This is a genomic window from Pseudomonas sp. efr-133-TYG-103a (assembly GCF_030209235.1).
Classification (GTDB): Bacteria; Pseudomonadota; Gammaproteobacteria; order Pseudomonadales; family Pseudomonadaceae; genus Aquipseudomonas.
The window spans coordinates 1-16,695 of record NZ_JARVSK010000009.1; the positions used below are offsets into that span (position 1 = coordinate 1).

12 protein-coding genes are annotated in these 16,695 nt (G+C 61.9%); 1 reads left to right on the forward strand and 11 read right to left on the reverse strand.

Translation table 11 applies throughout. The annotated features are described in order from the left end of the window. Positions 1-193: 193 nt before the first annotated feature. The 9 genes from QRN36_RS07390 to QRN36_RS07430 all read right to left on the reverse strand — a co-directional run bounded on the left by QRN36_RS07390 (position 194) and on the right by QRN36_RS07430 (position 12,157). On the reverse strand, positions 194-1,252 hold the full coding sequence (locus tag QRN36_RS07390; protein WP_285423458.1) for a permease: 1,059 nt from the start codon (positions 1,250-1,252) through the stop codon (positions 194-196). Between the two features lie 183 nt (positions 1,253-1,435). After that, positions 1,436-3,022 carry an ABC transporter ATP-binding protein gene (locus QRN36_RS07395; protein ID WP_285423459.1) on the reverse strand — a complete coding sequence of 529 codons (1,587 nt, stop codon included), beginning with the start codon at positions 3,020-3,022 and terminating at the stop codon, positions 1,436-1,438. A 21-nt stretch (positions 3,023-3,043) separates the two neighbouring features. Beyond that, positions 3,044-4,066: an ABC transporter permease gene (locus tag QRN36_RS07400; RefSeq protein WP_285423460.1), complete on the reverse strand. Its 1,023-nt coding sequence runs from the start codon at positions 4,064-4,066 to the stop codon at positions 3,044-3,046. Continuing rightward, positions 4,066-5,136 (reverse strand): microcin C ABC transporter permease YejB, encoded by a 1,071-nt coding sequence (locus QRN36_RS07405; RefSeq protein ID WP_285423461.1) that lies wholly within the window; start codon positions 5,134-5,136, stop codon positions 4,066-4,068. The genes QRN36_RS07400 and QRN36_RS07405 overlap by 1 nt, the downstream gene beginning before the upstream one ends. A gap of 1 nt (position 5,137) precedes the next feature. Further along, entirely contained in the window at positions 5,138-7,066 is a 1,929-nt protein-coding gene (locus tag QRN36_RS07410; protein ID WP_285423462.1) for an extracellular solute-binding protein, read from the reverse strand. A 152-nt stretch (positions 7,067-7,218) separates the two neighbouring features. Then, complete coding sequence (locus tag QRN36_RS07415) at positions 7,219-9,954, reverse strand: TonB-dependent receptor (protein ID WP_285423463.1); 2,736 nt, start codon at positions 9,952-9,954, stop codon at positions 7,219-7,221. 198 nt (positions 9,955-10,152) lie between these two features. Then, a complete protein-coding gene (locus QRN36_RS07420) occupies positions 10,153-10,554 on the reverse strand; it encodes a biopolymer transporter ExbD (protein WP_074756720.1) in 402 nt (133 codons plus the stop codon). Continuing rightward, complete coding sequence (locus QRN36_RS07425) at positions 10,554-11,261, reverse strand: MotA/TolQ/ExbB proton channel family protein (protein WP_093458802.1); 708 nt, start codon at positions 11,259-11,261, stop codon at positions 10,554-10,556. The genes QRN36_RS07420 and QRN36_RS07425 overlap by 1 nt, the downstream gene beginning before the upstream one ends. 50 nt (positions 11,262-11,311) lie before the next feature. After that, positions 11,312-12,157: an energy transducer TonB gene (locus tag QRN36_RS07430; protein WP_285423464.1), complete on the reverse strand. Its 846-nt coding sequence runs from the start codon at positions 12,155-12,157 to the stop codon at positions 11,312-11,314. A gap of 1,224 nt (positions 12,158-13,381) precedes the next feature. On the opposite strand from QRN36_RS07430, the gene QRN36_RS07435 reads away from it, so the two are divergent. Next, positions 13,382-14,491: a DUF2817 domain-containing protein gene (locus QRN36_RS07435; protein ID WP_285423466.1), complete on the forward strand. Its 1,110-nt coding sequence runs from the start codon at positions 13,382-13,384 to the stop codon at positions 14,489-14,491. A 42-nt stretch (positions 14,492-14,533) separates the two neighbouring features. Here the strand turns inward: QRN36_RS07435 and QRN36_RS07440 are convergent, their stop codons facing one another. Both QRN36_RS07440 and QRN36_RS07445 read right to left on the reverse strand, forming a co-directional pair. Then, the gene (locus QRN36_RS07440) at positions 14,534-15,331 is read right to left on the reverse strand and encodes an NAD-dependent protein deacetylase (protein ID WP_285423527.1); all 798 of its coding nucleotides are present in this window, start codon (positions 15,329-15,331) and stop codon (positions 14,534-14,536) included. A gap of 255 nt (positions 15,332-15,586) precedes the next feature. Next, on the reverse strand, positions 15,587-16,411 hold the full coding sequence (locus QRN36_RS07445) for an HDOD domain-containing protein (RefSeq protein ID WP_285423467.1): 825 nt from the start codon (positions 16,409-16,411) through the stop codon (positions 15,587-15,589). Between the last annotated feature and the right edge of the window lie 284 nt (positions 16,412-16,695).

A 16,695-nucleotide genomic window follows, 5' to 3' on the forward strand; every position in this document is an offset into this window, starting at 1 on the left:
GATTGGGCGAATCATATCGCCCTTAAGAGGTGTCCGGGATCATTAGGCCAGTTCAGGCTTGTCCCGCGAAGACTGATTGCCAGACGCTACATCTCCACGGCATGCACCGGCCTGTTCCCGGCTAAAGCCGGTCCTACAGAGGCTGCAAGTTTTCCGTAGGACCGGCTTTAGCCGGGAAGGCGAAGGCAGCGGTCTATAGCAATGCGGCGCCGATCAGGCCGCTGATTACGCCGATCACCATCGTCAGTACACCCACGGTCACCAGCACCCGGGCGTCGAACGATTTGCGCAGCATCAGCAGGGACGGCAGGCTCACGCTCGGCAGGGTCATCAGCAGGGCCACGGCCGGGGCGGTGCTCAGGCCAAGGGTCATGAGGGTCTGCACGATCGGGATTTCCGCCGCGGTCGGAATCACGAACAGCGTGCCGACGATCGCCAGCGGGACCAGCCACAGCAAACCATTGCCCATCGCGCCGTCGACGTGAGGGAACAGCCAGACCCGTGCGGCGCCCAGCACCAGCACCGCCACGACGTAGATCGGGATGGTGGTCCAGAACAGCTGCCAGATCGACTTGCCCCAACGGCTCAGCAGGCTGCCTTGCACCGGCGTCTCGGCTTCAGTCACCGCTTCCACGGCGGGCTCGGGCAAGACGTCCGGGCGCGAGATGCGCTGCGCCACCAGTGAAACCCCGATCACCAGCACGATCCCGGCCACCAGTCTCAGCGCCGTAAATCCCCAGCCCAGCACGAAACCCATGAACACCAGCGTGGCCGGATTGAGCACCGGGTTGGCGATCCAGAACGCCAGCGCTGCTCCCACCGAGACCCGTTGCTTGCGCAGACCGGCAGCCACCGGTGCCGCACAGCAGCTGCACATCATGCCGGGCAGGGCGAACAGGCCGCCGCGTACGGTGGAGCCGAGGCCCGCACGGCCGAACATCTTCAGCAGCCAGTCACGGGGGATCAGCACTTGTAACAACGAACCCAGGATCACGGCCAGTACAGCGGCTTTCCAGATCGCCAGAAAGTACACCTGAGCGTAGGCCAGTGCCGCCGTCCAAGGGTTGGCCGGGTTGTCGTTGATGATTGAGCCGCCAATGTTGTGAGTGTCGGCGGCCACGAAGGATTTCAGGTAATACGGCGACCACTTGACGTAGTACAGGCCAATGGCGGCCACCAGCAGAAACACCAGGGGTTTCCACCAGAATGACCAGCCACGACGTTCGGCGGAGGTGAGCGGTAGTGTGGACATAAGAGGCACCGAGGCAAGAAAACTGGGGCGCGATGATACGCTTTCGCCCGTCAGTGTAGTAGGTGTTGCAAGGTGTATCGGGAACCCTGGCCCTGCACCAGACCTGCGCCAGCCCCTGCGAGAGCGAGCGCACGCCCACAGCCCTGTCGGGTCGAATCCTCAAGTATTGACCCATCCTCTGCGCTACCTCGCAAATGCCAGGCCCGACGCCTTCAACAGCTCCCGCGTATAAGGTTGCTGCGGATGGGCGAAGATGTCCCGGGACGCGCCTTGTTCGATCACCTTGCCGTCCTTGATCACGATCAGATCATGGGCCAGCGCATGCACCACGGCCAGGTCATGGCTGATGAACAGATAGGTCAGGCCATGGCGGATCTGCAGGTCGCGCAGCAACGCCACCACCTGCTTCTGCACCGTGCGATCGAGCGCCGAGGTCGGCTCGTCCAGCAGGATCAGGTCCGGCTCCAGGACCAGCGCTCGAGCGATGGAGATCCGCTGGCGCTGCCCGCCGGAAAACTCGTGGGGATAACGATGCCGCATCTGCGGGTCGAGCCCCACTTCCTGCAACACCCGGATGACGGTCTGTTCGCGCTCCTGTGGCGTGCCGATGCCGTGGGTCAGCAAGCCTTCGGCAATGATCTGCTGCACGGTCATCCTGGGGCTGAGGCTGCCGAACGGGTCCTGAAACACCACCTGCATGCGCTTGCGCAGCGGGCGCATGAGGTGCTGGCTGTGCAGGCTCAGCTCCTTGTTGGCAAAGCGGATGCTGCCTTCGGAGTCGATCAGCCGCAGGATCGCCTGACCCAGCGTCGACTTGCCCGACCCGGATTCGCCGACGATCCCCAGCGTCTTGCCCTTGAGCAGTTCGAAGCTGACCCCATCCACCGCTTTGATGTACTGCCGCTCGCGCCGGAACAGCGATTTGGGCAGCGGGAACCAGACCTTCAGGTCGTCCACGGATAACAAGGTTTGCGGGTGCACGGTCGGCACCGGCTCGCCGTCGGGTTCGGCATTGATCAGCAATCGGCTGTATTCATGCTGCGGATTGGCAAACAGCGTCTGGCAGTCGGCCTGCTCGACGATCTCACCGGCGCGCATCACGCAGACCCGTTGCGCAATGCGCTTCACCAGATTGAGGTCGTGGCTGATCAACAGCAGCGACATGCCCAGGCGCGCCTGCAATGACTTGAGCAATTCCAGAATCTTCAGCTGCACCGTCACGTCCAGCGCGGTGGTGGGCTCGTCGGCGATCAGCAGGTCGGGATCGTTCGCCAGCGCCATGGCAATCATCACCCGTTGTCGCTGCCCTCCGGACAGTTGATGAGGGTAAGCCTTGAGCCGGTGCAGCGGATTGTGGATGCCGACCAGTTCCAGGAGCTCGAGGGTGCGGTCACGGGCGGCCTTGCCCTTGAGCCCTTTGTGCATCGCCAGGATTTCACCAATCTGCTTCTCCACCGTGTGCAGTGGGTTGAGGGAGGTCATTGGCTCCTGAAAGATCATCGCGATGCGATTGCCGCGCAGCGAACGCAACTGGCGGTCGCTGGCGCGCAGCAGGTCAACGCCGTTGTAGCGAATGCTGCCTTGCGTGCTGACGCTCTGCGCGGGCAGCAGGCGCAGGATCGAGTGAGCGGTCACCGACTTGCCGGACCCGGACTCACCCACCAGCGCCAGGCATTCTCCCCGCCGCAGGGTCAGGTCGATGCCGTGGACCACCTCGACGCCCTTGAAGGCGACGCGCAACTGACGAATGTCGATTAGGTTCTCGTGCATGGCTTCTGTCATGGGGAGCTCTCAGGTTCTGGGGTCGAAGGCATCACGGCAGGCTTCGCCGATGAACACCAACAGGGAAAGGATCAGCGCCAGCGCGCAAAACGCGGTCAGGCCCAGCCAGGGCGCCTGCAGATTGCGCTTGGCCTGACCGATCAGCTCACCCAGCGATGCGCTGCCCGCCGGCATGCCGAAGCCGAGAAAATCCAGCGCGGTCAAGGTCGCGATGGCGCCGGTGACAATGAACGGCAGGTAGGTGAGGGTGCTGGTCATGGCGTTGGGCAGGATATGCCGCAGCATCAGCGCGCTGTCGGTCAGGCCCAGCGCCCGGGCGGCTTTCACGTATTCCAGATTGCGCCCGCGCAGAAACTCGGCACGCACCACATCCACCAGTGCCAGCCAGGAAAACAGCGCCATGATGCCCAACAACCACCAGAAACCCGGCTCGACGAATCCGGAGAGGATGATCAACAGGTACAGCACCGGAAGGCCCGACCAGATTTCCTGCAAGCGTTGACCGATCAGGTCGGCCAGGCCGCCGTAATAACCCTGAATCGCCCCGGCGAAAACACCGATGACGGTGCTGATGGCCGTCAGCAGCAGGGCGAACAGAATCGATACCCGCGTACCGAACAGCACCCGCGCCATCACGTCCCGCGCCTGATCGTCGGTGCCCAGCCAGTTTCGCGCGCTGGGTGGGCTGGGCGAGGGCGCCTTGAGGTCGTAGTTGATGGTGTCGTAGCTGAACGGGATCGGTGCCCAGAGCATCCAGCCGCCTGCGGACTCGATCAGCTTGCGCACGTAGTCGCTGGCGTAATCCGGCTCGAAGGGCAGCTCGCCGCCGAATCGGGTTTCCTCATACTGATGCAGAGCGGGGTAATACAGATGGCCCTGATAGCTGACGACCAGCGGCCGGTCGTTGGCGATCAATTCGCCGAGGAGGCAGACCACCAGCAGCCCGACGAATATCCACAATGACCACCAGCCGCGGCGATTGGCCTTGAACAGGGCCATCCGTCGCTTGCTTTGCGGTGAGAACTCGAACATCACGCGCTCCTCGTGGAAAAGTCGATGCGCGGGTCGACCAGGGTGTAGCACAGGTCGCCCACCAGTTTGATCAGCAGGCCGAACAGGGTGAACAGAAACAGCGTGCCGAACACCACCGGGTAATCACGGGAGACGGCCGCTTCGTAACTCATGCGGCCGATGCCATCGAGACCGAAAATGGTTTCGATGAGCAGCGACCCGGCGAAAAACACCTCGATCAGCGCCTGAGGCACGCCGGCCACGACCAGCAACATCGCGTTGCGGAACACGTGGCCGTACAGCACGCGTTGTTCGCTCAGGCCCTTGGCGCGGGCCGTGACCACATACTGGCGGCTGATTTCGTTGAGAAAACTGTTCTTGGTCAGAAGGGTCAAGGTCGCGAAACCCCCAATGACCAGCGCACTGACGGGCAGCACCAGATGCCAGAGATAGTCGCGCAGTTTGCCGAAGGTGGAGAGGCTGTCGAAGTCGTCCGACACCAGCCCTTGCGCCGGGAACCAGCTCAGGTAGCTGCCGCCGGCGAACACGACGATGAGCAGGATGGCGAACAGGAAAGCCGGGATCGCATAGCCGACGATGATCAGTGTGCTGCTCCAGACGTCGAACCGGCTGCCGTGATGCACGGCCTTGCGGATGCCCAGTGGAATCGAGATCAGGTAGGTGATCAGCGTGGCCCAGAGTCCCAGCGACAGCGTGACCGGCAGCTTCTGGGCGATCAGACCGGTGACCGTCGCGCCGCGAAAGAAACTGCTGCCGAAATCAAGTCGGGCGTAGTGGGTGAGCATCAGCCACAGCCGTTCGTGCATCGGTTTATCGAACCCGTACTGATGCCGGATGGCCTCGATCAGTTCGGGGTCCAGTCCCTGTGAACTGCGGCTGACACTGCCGGTGGCCGCGACTTCTGCGCCGCCGCCACCGACGCCGGCGGCCGGGCTCAGACCTTGAAGCCGGGCGATCGCCTGTTCCACCGGGCCGCCGGGTGCGGCCTGCACGATGAGGAAGTTGACCACCAGAATGCACAGCAGGGTGGGAATGATCAGCAGCAGACGCCGCATTGCATACGTCAGCATGTCAACGACGCTCCGGTTTTGCGGACTGCGCACTGGCCTGCGGCGCCAGGCGTTCGGCCATCTGCTGGTTGGTCAGCGGCGTCGGGCTGACCTGCCACCAAGTGTCCAGGCCGACGTCATACATCGGCTCGACGTTGGGTCTGCCGAAGCGGTTGGCGAACACCGCGGGCGTGCCCTGTGAGTAGTAATTCGGAATCATGTAGAAACCCCACAGCAGCACCCGGTCCAGGGCGCGGGCGTAATGCAGCATGTCGGTGCGGGTGTTGGCGGCCACCAGCCCGTCGATCAGGGCGTCCACCGCCGGGTTGCGCAAGACCATGGCGTTCGAACTGCCGACCTGCCGCGCGCTCTGCGAGCCGAACAGGTTGTACAGCTCGCGACCGGGCGACAGGATCGGGTTGCCGTTGTTGGGCAGCGTGACGACGATCATGTCGTAGTCCCGGGCATTGAGCCGGTTCATGTACTGCGCCGAGTCCACCTTTCGAAAATTCAGGGTAATGCCGATCTGCGCCAATACGCGCTTGTACGGCAGGACCAGCCGGTCGAAACCACCCTGGCCATCGAGGAAGGTGAACTCCAGCGGCTGACCTGCGGCGTTCACCAGACGATTGTGCTGCGCATGCCAGCCTGCGTCGGCGAGCAGCTTCAGCGCCTTGAGTTGCTTGTCGCGGATATAGCCGCTGCCATCGGTGCGCGGCGCCTGCCAGACCTGATTGAACACTTCGTCCGGGATCTGCCCGCGCAGCGGCTCGAGAATCTTCAGCTCCTGCGCATCCGGCAGCTCGGTGGCGGCCATTTCGCTTTTGGGAAAGTAGGTCTGCTCGCGCACATAGAAGTTGCGCATGATCTGGCCGTTCACCCATTCGAAATCCCAAAGCATCGCCAGCGCTTCGCGAACGCGGCGATCCTGAAAGACCGGCTTGTCGAGGTTGAAGACAAACCCCTGGCCGGCCACCGGACGCTTCTTCGCCAGAATGGTCTTTTGCAATCGGCCGTCCTGCAGCGTCGGGGCGGTATAGCCGACCACGTACCCGGCCGAGGAATACTCACGGTTGTAATCGAAACTGCCGGCCTGCACCAATTGCCGTGCGACGTCGGTGTCGCCGTAGAAATTCACCGTGAGGGTGTCGAAGTTGTACAGGCCGCGACTGACCGGCAGGTCTTTGGCCCACCAGTCCTTCACCCGCTGAAAGCTGACACTGCGTCCGGGATCGACCCTTATGACGCGATAGGGGCCGCTGCCCAACGGCGGCTCGAAACCACCGCCTTTGCTGAAGTCCCGGGTCTTCCACCAGTGTTCGGGCAGGATGCGCATGCTGGCCAGATCCAGTGCCAGCGTGCGGTTGAGGTTGTCCTTGAAGTCGAAACGAATCTGCCCCGGCGCCTCGATCACCACGTCCTTGACGTCGGCGTACAGCGGCCGGTAGCTGAAGCTGCCCTGAGTGATCAGGGTCTGATAGGTGTACTGCACGTCCTGAGCGGTGATCGGCGTGCCGTCGTCGAAACGGGCGTCGGGGTTCAGATAGAACCGTACCCAGCGGTTGTCCGGGTCGCGCTCCAGTTTCTGCGCGACCAGCCCATACACGGTGTAAGGCTCGTCCAGCGAACGATAGGCCAGCGGCGAGTAGACCCAGGTATCGATCTGGCTGACCGCAATGCCTTGATCGACATAAGGCGTCAGGTAGTTGTACTGGCCGATTTCTTCGGCGGCGCGGCTCATCGATCCGCCTTTGGGGGCATAGGGATCGACGTAGTCAAAGTGCATGAAACCGGCGGGGTATTTGGGCGCTTCGCCGTACACAGTCAAAGCGTGGGCCGGGGTCGCGAGGGCCATGGGCACGCCGGAGAGCAGCGAAATGAAAAACACCACGGTGTAGAGCAGTGCGATGCCGGGCAGCAGCCGTCGCAGCGTGAGGGGGGAGGCACTCATGTTCGGGCAATCCTTGGTTTGCAGATCGACGCATGCAAAGCGCTGAGAAAAAATCCCCCGGCCGGGGGAGGTGGATGAGACCTGCAAGCCGGGGGCGCGATTTCGCAGAAGTCGCCCGACGCGCCGGAGCATGAGCGCGTCGGGTTCAGGCCTTAAAAGTGGTACGTGGCGCGAGCGAACAGCGTGCGGCCCAGCGGGTCGGCGTAACGGGGGTCATAGCCGGACTGGAAGTTGTAGGCCTGGTTGGTGAACGGCGGATCGCGGTCGAACAGGTTTTTCACCCCGGCGTCGATGTCCAGCACCTTGTCGAAGGTATGCCCGACCGACAGGTCCCACAGCGAGTACGAGGGTACGGTGCCGTTGGTGGTGCGGTCGTAGTCGTTGTAGCCGCTGGTGAACCGGTTGGTCAGCGATGCACGGCTGTCGCCCAGGTTCCAGGTGCCGATCAGAACGTGTTTCCAGCGCGCGATCACGCCGTCGCCCTGGAAGTCGCCGACCTTGTCGGTGTACGGGCCGTCGATGGTGTTCTGGAAGTCGTAGCGGTTGACGTACGTGCCGGTCAGACCGAGGCCGAACTGGCCGTAAGGCGTGTTCGGGAAGCGGTAATCCAGGGTGACGTCGACCCCGCTGGTCTTGACGATGCCCAGGTTGGAGTTGCCGGTCACGATGTTGGCGATCGAGCCGTCGGCGTTGCGGATGATGCGATCGCCGTAGAGATCGGCCTGGTCGAACACGGTGGATTCCGGGAAGGATTGAATCTGGTTGGAAATGTGAATCCACCAGAAATCCAGGCCCATGGACAGGTTGCTGACCGGCTGATAAACGAAGCCCACAGTGACGTTACGGGCTTTCTCCGGCGCCAGGTCGGCGTTGCCACCGCTCAGGTTGAGGAACTGCTGATTACAGTCTCGGCCAGCCTGACCGCCAGGTTGCACGACACCGCCGGCGCAGAGGGTCGGATCGTTGTAGTAACCCTGGGTGTAGCTCAGGCTTTGCGGGGCATAAAGCTCATACAGTGAAGGGGCGCGGAAGCCTTCGCTGTAGGCACCGCGCAGCACCAGCTCCTTGAACGGCTGAAAGCGGAACGAGTATTTCGGGTTGGTGGTGCTGCCGAAGTCGCTGTATTTGTCATGACGCACGGCGGCGGTCAGTTCCAGGCTGTCGAGCACCGGCACGTTCAGTTCGGCGTACTCGGCCTTGACGCTACGGTCCCCGGAGACGCTGCCCGCCGAGTCCAGGCCCAGGCTGCTGATGTCGTCGACGAACGCCTCGTAATCCTGATGCAGTTTTTCCTTGCGGTATTCACCGCCCAGGGCCAGACCGGCCTGGCCGGCCCCGAACCAGTCACCGATCTCGCGGCTGACTTTTCCGTCGAAGCCATACACGCGGCCGACGGCGCTGGAGTACTGGCCGTGGTACGCGGCGTTTTCGATGTATTGCTGACCGGCCGCCGACTGCGGCCCGAACGGGTTCAGCAGGCCGCTGGCCAGACCTGCGCGCATCGCGGCGTCGCTGACGTAGCCGGAGGTGACGGAGGAAAGCACTTTGTTCTGGTTGTAGTTCGCGCCGACGTTGTAATCCCAGCCGCCAACGGTGCCGTCGAAGGTCAGCAGCAATCGCTGGCTGGTGTTCTGGTCTTTGCCGCCTCGCGGTCCGGCGGCGGTCTCACGCCAGGCGGTGTCCACCGGTTGGGTGGGATCGAGGGGGAAGTTGGTCGGCGCAGGGGTGATGCCGTTGCCGGGGTAGTAAGGCGAGGAAGGATCGATGCTCAGGCCGGTCAGCGGCGCAGGGCCGATGTTGGTGGCGTTGTTGTTGCGCGCCCAGAAGTACTCGAGGCTGACATTGTGGTCTTCGGCCAGTTTGCCGGTGGCGCGGCCGAAGAACGAGGTCTTCTCGGTCTCGGGCAAAAGGTCGATGTACTCGCGGGTGCTGAACCGGCACACGCCGTCGACGCCCACCAGGCTTGGCCCGGAGCAGTTCGGGCCGAGGGGGTTGGCGCTGTTGTTGCCCTGGTAGTAGTTGCCGGGATAGGCGGTGCCGGAAGTCTGGTTGAGGCCGCGTCCTGGCACATAGTCCTTGGCGAAGGAGCGGTCGTTGGCGTCCAGGTTCTGCTGCTTGTTGTAGTTGAACACGCCCATCACGTTGAAGCGGTCTTCTTCCAGGTCGCCGAAACCCCAGCTGGCGCTCATGTCTTTGCTGGCGCCGCCGCCGCTGGCGGTCGGGGTGTCGCCGCCGAGGCTGAGAGTGCCTTCGTTCAGCGATTTCTTGGTGATGAAGTTGATCACGCCGCCGATGGCATCGGTGCCATAGAGCGCAGACGCGCCGTCGCGCAGCACCTCGATGCGGTCGATGGCCGCGAACGGGATCATGTTCAGGTCGATGGCGCTGCCGTTCGGAGTACCGACGCCCGACAACGCGTTGTTGGCCAGACGACGGCCGTTGAGCAGGACCAGCGTCTTGTTCGCGCCGATTCCGCGCATGTCCGCATAGGACGCGCCGCCGGTGGAGGCACCGACCGAGCCCGAACTGTTGTACATCGACTGGCTGCCGGTGATGCGCTGGACCATCTGCTCGGTGGTGGTCACGCCCTGTTTTTTCAGCTCTTCGGCACGCAGGATCGTCACCGGCACTGCGGTTTCGGCATCGGCGCGGCGCACGGCCGAACCGGTCACTTCAACCCGCTGCAATTGCGTGGTGGCCGGCACGGCGGCGGCTGCAGCGGGCACAGCGGCTTCGCTGGCCGGGGCGGCATCGGCAGCGGCATCGGTGCTGTCCGCGGCCTGTGCCGAACTCATCCCCACGGCCAGTGCGCAGATCCATGCGCGCGGGTGCCGTCGTACAGCGAAAACAAGAGGCTTGACGGTAAAACCAGGAAAACTCATCAGCATGGTAATTTCCGATTTATTCCAGATGTTATTGAAATGGCCTTGTGAGCCCTCGTTGCTCCGACGCGGTTGTGGCGGTCGGGAAATCCACTTTTTCCAGGCAAGCCGCTCCCCTCCATGGTCCAAGCCATGGACGGCCGTTACATCGGGAGTAGGGTGTGCAGGGCTGCGGGTCGCCGCAGCCGCGTTTCTATCGCTGCATCATTTGGAGGTCATCACCGAAATCTTCGTGATCCCCGAGCGCTCGATCGACGCCATCGCCTTGGCCACCTGGCCGTAGTTGACGCTGGTGTCGGCCTGCAATTGCACGCGCACCTCGGGGTCTTTGGCCTTGACGTCCTTGAGGCTGATCTCCAGGGACTCCGGGGCAATCTCGGATTTGGCCAGGTAGAACTTGCCGTCCTGATCGACGCTGACCACCACCGGGTCTTTCTTTTCAGCGGGGGCGACGGCGTCGGTTTTCGGCAGGTTGACCTTGATTGCGTTGGTCATCAGCGGGGCCGTGACGATGAACACCACCAGCAGCACGAGCATCACATCCACCAGCGGTGTGACGTTCATTTCGCTGAGCACTTCATCGCTGTCTTGAGTAGAGAACGACATCAGCTCGCCTCCTTGACCGATTGGCCCTGTTTGTGGGCGATGGGTTGGCGGCTGACGGCGAAGGCGCTGCGCTGGGCGAGGGCGTCGAAGTCATGGGCGAAGTCATCCATGTCGGCCACGGCCAGTTTCAGGCGGCGCAGGAAGAAGTTGTAAATCAGCACGGCCGGGACCGCGACCGCGATGCCGACCCCGGTGGCGATCAAGGCATGACCAATGGGGCCGGCGACGGTTTCCAGGCTGGCGGAGCCGCTGGCGCCGATACTCTGCAACGCTTCCATGATTCCCCAGACCGTGCCGAACAGGCCGATGAAGGGCGCGGTGCTGCCGATACTGGCAAGAATCGCTTGCCCGGCCTCGAGCGAGCGGCGTTCCTTCTGGATCTGTTGCCGCAGGTTGCGCTCCAGACGATCCGAACGGTTGATGGTGTGCGCCAGTTGCTGTGTGGTGCGCGGAGTGTCTTCTACGGCCATGGCTTCGAAGCCGCTGTTGGCGATGCGCGCCAGCGAACCCGGATACTGCGTGGCATGTTCGGCGGCGGTGAGCAAGTCCGGCGCGGTCCAGAACGCCTTGGTGAACTGCCGGTTCTGGGTTTTCTGTTTCAGGTACTGCGCGGATTTGATCAACAGCAATCCCCAGCTCAGCACCGAGAACAGCACCAGAGCCCAGAGCACGCCGGGGACAATCATGGAAGAGAGCGATTCGTTCATGGTTAAACCTCACCAGCTAAATAAGAGTTGTCAGTGGTTTGCCTGCCGGGTCATTCCGGTAACTTGAAATCGATGGTCTGGGTCGCAAAGCCCTCGATGGGCGTGTCGCCGCGCTTGGCCGGAATGAACTTCCAGTTGCGCACCGTCTCCACGGCCGCATCGTCGAGAACCTGCTTGCCGCTGGACTTGGTCACCTCGACGCTGCCAGCGCGGCCGTTGGGCAGCACCTTGATGCGCAGGATCACGCGACCTTCCATGCCTTTGCGCAGGGCCGCGCCTGGGTATTCCGGTGGCGGGTTACCCAGGCTTGCCAGCCCCGAAATGGCTGCCGTTTCCTTGACCGGCGCGGCTGGGGCCGCGGGCGCTGCAGGGGCTGCCGGCGCGGGAGTCGCGGCCGGTGCGGGCGCCGCAGGTGTACTGGGCGCGGCTGGCACCGGCGGTGAGGGCGGTGTCGGCTTTTTCACCGGCTCCGGCTTTTTCACGGGCTTGGGCTTCTCGACCTTCGGCTTCTCCACCGGTTTAGGCGGCGGCTTGACAGCATCCGGGTCTTCCACGGGCTGTTCTGGCTCCGGAGGCGGCGGCGGAGGGGGTGGCGGCGGAGGCGGTGGGGGCTCAGGCGGTGGCGGCTCGGGTGTCGGCGGCGTCGCGCTGGTCAATTCCACGGTCATTTCAGGAACCTGCGGCGCAACTTCCGCAAGTTCGGCTTTTGCAGTGTGCATGTACCACCAGATGGCGCCGTGAATAAGGACTGAAGCGGCAATCAATAACAACACTTGCGGCCTGTTCAATCCGCCAGGTCGTGAGGTGTTTTCCTTGAACGGAATACTCGGCCAGACCCTGGAAAGTTCATCCGGGGACGGATCGGGCAAGGCGTTCATCTTTACCGCGTCGTTCATTAAAGCTCCCTCGTTTAGTTGAAGGGCAATAAGGTTCCGTTCAAACATTTAATCAATGTTCGAATGCCTGATGCTTGCACGTATATAAGGCGCAAAACACCCGTGAGCGACAATGAAATCGTCGGCTCTTATATCGGAATGAGTCAGGTTGCAGTGGCTATGGAGACGACATGGATGTTCCCTGATTTCTTGTTTGTGTACGTCGAAGTACGACAGTGTGTCGAGAGGTCTACAGGGCAGTAATAGCAACCGCTGTGCCAGCCAGTACGTCTAGGACGATGTTTCCAGGCTTTACGACCGATATGTCGCATTCTTGTAATTTTTTATCGAATCCCTGTTTAAAGCGGCCGTGGACAAACGCGGACCAATTGAACCAATCAAAAAATCGGGGCGAGCGGGTCCGCTGAGTGCGCCGGGAAAGTTTCGCAGTGCCTCGTCTTACATCAATCGGAAGTGTGTGCACCAAACCCGATAACTTGGGTTCGAATTGGTGCGTAATGAGTTAGCTGTGCATGGCACGTGTCCTCTTAGTTAGTGACTGGTCAGTCACATAAGTGGCTTGAGACTTTCCTTGGGATGATCACAAGCGTCCATCTGTTTGATGATGGCTATTTAATATGTGGCACTTCGGATGCCGAGTACTCTCTGCCAAAAAGTCCTGTTTTATAAAAGCGCAAATGCCGCGCTTATCGGATGCGTCCGTGATTAACAAATAAAAGTTGGTGTCGCGGGTGCTGCAAAAAATAAAGGCGTTCGGCGCGGATCTGCGTCGGGTGTGAAGCCGAATGAGCCTGAACGGTCAGGCGCTGGAACAGGCACCGCCGGGCATCGAGCCGAGGCTGACTGACGATGACGCAGGACGAGCGGGCGAGGGGCTTATGGCTAAGCGAGGGGTGGTCGATGACGGTCGGGCAATGAGGTACACGTTTCGAATTCCTTGTCGACGGACGTCAGACTTGTGGTTGGCGTCCTGCACTGTTTATGGACAGGGTAATGTCCGTTTCCTGCACTTTGGTGCGTGTTGCGCACCGATGGGCAGCGTAGACTCGCGGTTTTGTTGAGTTCGCGGGCCTGCGGGTGGTACTGACGTCCCACTTGTGAAAATTCCCTGAAAAAAATGTGCCAATAAGCGCTTTTTTTGTAACAAATTTGAAGCACTGCGGTTCAGGCGGTAAAACGGTCCGTGCGCCGAGCCTGATTCGGTCCTTATTCTCGAGGGTTTCGATGAGCCAGTTTTTCCCCACCCAGCCCGGTTACCGCGCGCTGCGCGAACGTTTCCTGAAGGCCGCCACCGCACTCGGTGCTGACCTGAGCGAATACCCGCATCCGCTTGCCGGCCCCTTTGGTGAGTGTCTGTTCACCGATGTCGCCTGGATCGGCCCGCCCGACGCCCGCAAGGTGCTGGTGGCACTGAGCGGGACCCACGGTGTGGAGGGTTATTACGGTTCTGATTGCCAGAGCCGTTGGCTTGAAAGCCTCAAGGGCCGCGCACTGCCCGAAGGCGTCGCGGTGTTGATGATTCACTTGATCAATCCGTGGGGTACCGCGTGGATGCGTCGGGTCAACGAGGACAACCTCGATCAGAACCGCAACTACCTGAACTTCGCCAGACCGTTGCCTGATAACCGTGCCTACCGGGACGTGCATGCCCTCTACGCGTGCGAACAGCTGTGCGGGCCGTTGCGCGATCAGGCCGACGCCTTGTTCAACGCCGCCATCGCCGAACGCGGCTGGTCGAGCCTGATGTCGGTCGTGGAAGCGGGGCAGTATGAATTCGCCGATGGCCTGTTCTATGGCGGCAAGGGTCCGAGCTGGTCGAACCGAACGTTGCGCAGCATCGTTGCCAGGCACCTGAGCGGCGTTGAGGTGGCGGCCTGCTTCGATCTGCACACCGGCGCGGGAGATTACGGCCATCCGATGCTGATGAGCATCGTCGAGTCAGGTTATCCGGCGCTGGAAGACGCCAGGGCATTGTTCGGCCCTTGGCTGTTCACGCTCATCACCGGCGCCAACCAGATCAGCGCAACCGGGGTCGCCGCGACCTCCACCGGGTACACCTCGCAGATGTTGCTCGATGCCTTGCCCGGCGTGCATCTGATGCCGTTCGTGATCGAATGCGGGACGTACCCTGGCGCTGAGGTGCACCAGCACCTGCGTGACGACCACTGGTTGCACCTGCACGGCGACCCACTGGACGAAACGGGACGGGCGATCAAACAAGGATTGCTGGAACAGTTCTACCCAGCCGACCCGGACTGGCAGGAAGTGGTGTGGATGCGAACGCGACAGATCTGGGAGAAGGCGTTGGCGGCGCTGCCGGGCATCAGGCCCTGACACGCCGGTCCGTGATGAATCGACACGGCGGCTGATATCCGCTCAGGGCGTTATCAGTCGCTGTGTGAGCTGTGGCAGCAAGACTTCGCAGGACGCACCGATTTTGAGGTCCAGCAGGTCATCGGCGCGGGTTTTGCCCAGGTTGATCGCCACCAGTGGCTTGCCCTGATCAGCCATCGCCCGGCACAGCCGGAACGCTGAGAACGCCATCAATGACGATCCCACCACCAGTAACCCATCCGCCTGTTCAACCTTTTCCATCGCCCTTGCGGCGGTGGGCGCAGCAACGTTTTCGCCAAAAAACACCACATCCGGCTTCATGCGCTCGCCGCCGCAGTGCGGGCAGTGTGGCACCTGGAAACGCGCCTCGAACGCCTCATCGAGCAACGTGTCACCATCGGGTGCCTGCACGGCATCGACCCCGGCCAGATACGGATTCTGATCGAGCAGGCGCTGCTGAATCACGTCTCGCTCGGTGCGTTTCCGGCAATCCAGGCACAGCACCCAGTGCAGGCTGCCATGCAGTTCCACGACATCCTGACTGCCGGCCTGATCGTGCAGCGTGTCGACGTTCTGAGTGATCACGCCGCTGATCAGGTCATATTGCTGCAGGGTTGCGAGGGCGTAGTGGGCTGCGTTGGGACTGGCGGCGCGCACCCGTGGCCAGCCCAGCATGGCGCGCGCCCAATAGCGTCGGCGGGCCTCGGGCGCGTTGAGAAATTCCTGAAACATCATCGGTTGCCGGCCCCGCCGCACGCCGTCGCTGTCGCGGTAGTCGGGTATCCCGGAGGATGTACTGATGCCGGCCCCGGTCAGGACCACGAACGAGCGTTCACCCATCCAGTGCAGGAGCGTTTCAGTCCCGGATTCGGCAGACGTGTCGAACATGCAGAGTTCCTCGTGAGCGCAGCGGTGGGCCGATACTAAACGAGGCGGGTGATTTATGCTTCGGCCGATCGATCGGTGTGGCGGTTGATATCGGGATACGTAGGCAGAAAACGTGCTGGCGTCTGCAGCGGTTCAGCCAATGATTCAGTGGCTGCACTGCAATCGCCAGCACGCTTACGCCCAAAGGTTGTGCAGGCAAACCTGGCCTTAGCTCAGCAGCTCTGCAAACGCCTTGTCTGCTTCCAGCACGGCGGGCAGTGCTGCGAACAGCGCGTCCAGATCAATCCCCTCGAACAGCGGGCCGTCGACCGCTTGTCGTGCTTCTGGCGTAGCACCGCCATGGTTTTCCAGCGCGTCGGAAATGGTCAGCGCCTGGGCGACGATCCGCGGCTGGGTTGCATCGCCCGGCGCCTGCATGGGCCTTGCCTGATAGGCAATGGCGTGCTGAATGACAGTCGGCAACTGCCAGCGACGTGCCAGTTCCGCACCGACTTCCGGATAACCGAAACCCAGTTGCAGCGTTTCAATGGCTGCGCGACCGGTCGTGCCGGTTTTCGTCACGCTGTTGATGCGTTCCGCCACCTGAGGCGCGCCGGTCTGAATCAGCAACTCCCCGATGTCGTGCATCACCCCGCAGGTGAAGGCAATTTCCGCATCGGCACCGGACTGCTTGGCCAGCAACCGACAGATTCCGGCCACCTGAAAACTCTTCAGCCAGAACCCTTTGAGGTCGAAGCTCGGTCCGGCCTTGAACGCGCCGGTGACCGCCGAGGCCAGCACCAGCGTGCGTAAGGTGTTGAAGCCCAGTCGCATCGCCGCGTCCTCGATGCTGGAGGATTCACGTGCGCCCCGAAACCGGGCGGAGTTCGCCAGGCGCAGGATTTTGGCGGAAATGACCGGGTCCTTCTGAATGTTGCGGGCGATGCTTTCAAGGTTCGATGAAGGATTGTCGAACTGCAGAATCAGGTCTTGAGCCACTTTGGGAATGCTCGGAAGACTGCCCAGATCCGCGAAGAGTTGCTCGATACCCATGGCACTGCTCCTGTCTCATGTGAATTAGCAACGATAGGCAACATTCACGGTTCTGCACGCCCGGTGTTCAGCTTTTGGTACAGGCGGCACACTCTGGGAGGCAATGGGAGCTCTACCTGAAATGAAAGGAAAATGACGTCAGCCCGGGGTGCCAGAACGGGCAGTTGTCGGTGTTTTTTGAACCGACCTGCATGCCCTTGCACGATCTTTTTCAGCTCCCGAGCAGCGGAGGCGGTTTGTCGGGCAAAAAATCAGTAATATGGCGCAACATCGGAACGGGCCGT

What these genes read in the sequence shown, in the direction of transcription:
- QRN36_RS07415 (WP_285423463.1), bottom strand. Translation starts at nt 9,954, where the DNA reads ATGCTGATGAGTTTTCCTGGTTTTACCGTCAAGCCTCTTGTTTTCGCT.
- QRN36_RS07425 (WP_093458802.1), bottom strand. Translation starts at nt 11,261, where the DNA reads ATGAACGAATCGCTCTCTTCCATGATTGTCCCCGGCGTGCTCTGGGCT.
- QRN36_RS07420 (WP_074756720.1), bottom strand. Translation starts at nt 10,554, where the DNA reads ATGTCGTTCTCTACTCAAGACAGCGATGAAGTGCTCAGCGAAATGAAC.
- QRN36_RS07430 (WP_285423464.1), bottom strand. Translation starts at nt 12,157, where the DNA reads ATGAACGACGCGGTAAAGATGAACGCCTTGCCCGATCCGTCCCCGGAT.
- QRN36_RS07400 (WP_285423460.1), bottom strand. Translation starts at nt 4,066, where the DNA reads ATGTTCGAGTTCTCACCGCAAAGCAAGCGACGGATGGCCCTGTTCAAG.
- QRN36_RS07445 (WP_285423467.1), bottom strand. Translation starts at nt 16,411, where the DNA reads ATGGGTATCGAGCAACTCTTCGCGGATCTGGGCAGTCTTCCGAGCATT.
- QRN36_RS07410 (WP_285423462.1), bottom strand. Translation starts at nt 7,066, where the DNA reads ATGAGTGCCTCCCCCCTCACGCTGCGACGGCTGCTGCCCGGCATCGCA.
- QRN36_RS07395 (WP_285423459.1), bottom strand. Translation starts at nt 3,022, where the DNA reads ATGCACGAGAACCTAATCGACATTCGTCAGTTGCGCGTCGCCTTCAAG.
- QRN36_RS07405 (WP_285423461.1), bottom strand. Translation starts at nt 5,136, where the DNA reads ATGCTGACGTATGCAATGCGGCGTCTGCTGCTGATCATTCCCACCCTG.
- QRN36_RS07390 (WP_285423458.1), bottom strand. Translation starts at nt 1,252, where the DNA reads ATGTCCACACTACCGCTCACCTCCGCCGAACGTCGTGGCTGGTCATTC.
- QRN36_RS07435 (WP_285423466.1), top strand. Translation starts at nt 13,382, where the DNA reads ATGAGCCAGTTTTTCCCCACCCAGCCCGGTTACCGCGCGCTGCGCGAA.
- QRN36_RS07440 (WP_285423527.1), bottom strand. Translation starts at nt 15,331, where the DNA reads ATGGGTGAACGCTCGTTCGTGGTCCTGACCGGGGCCGGCATCAGTACA.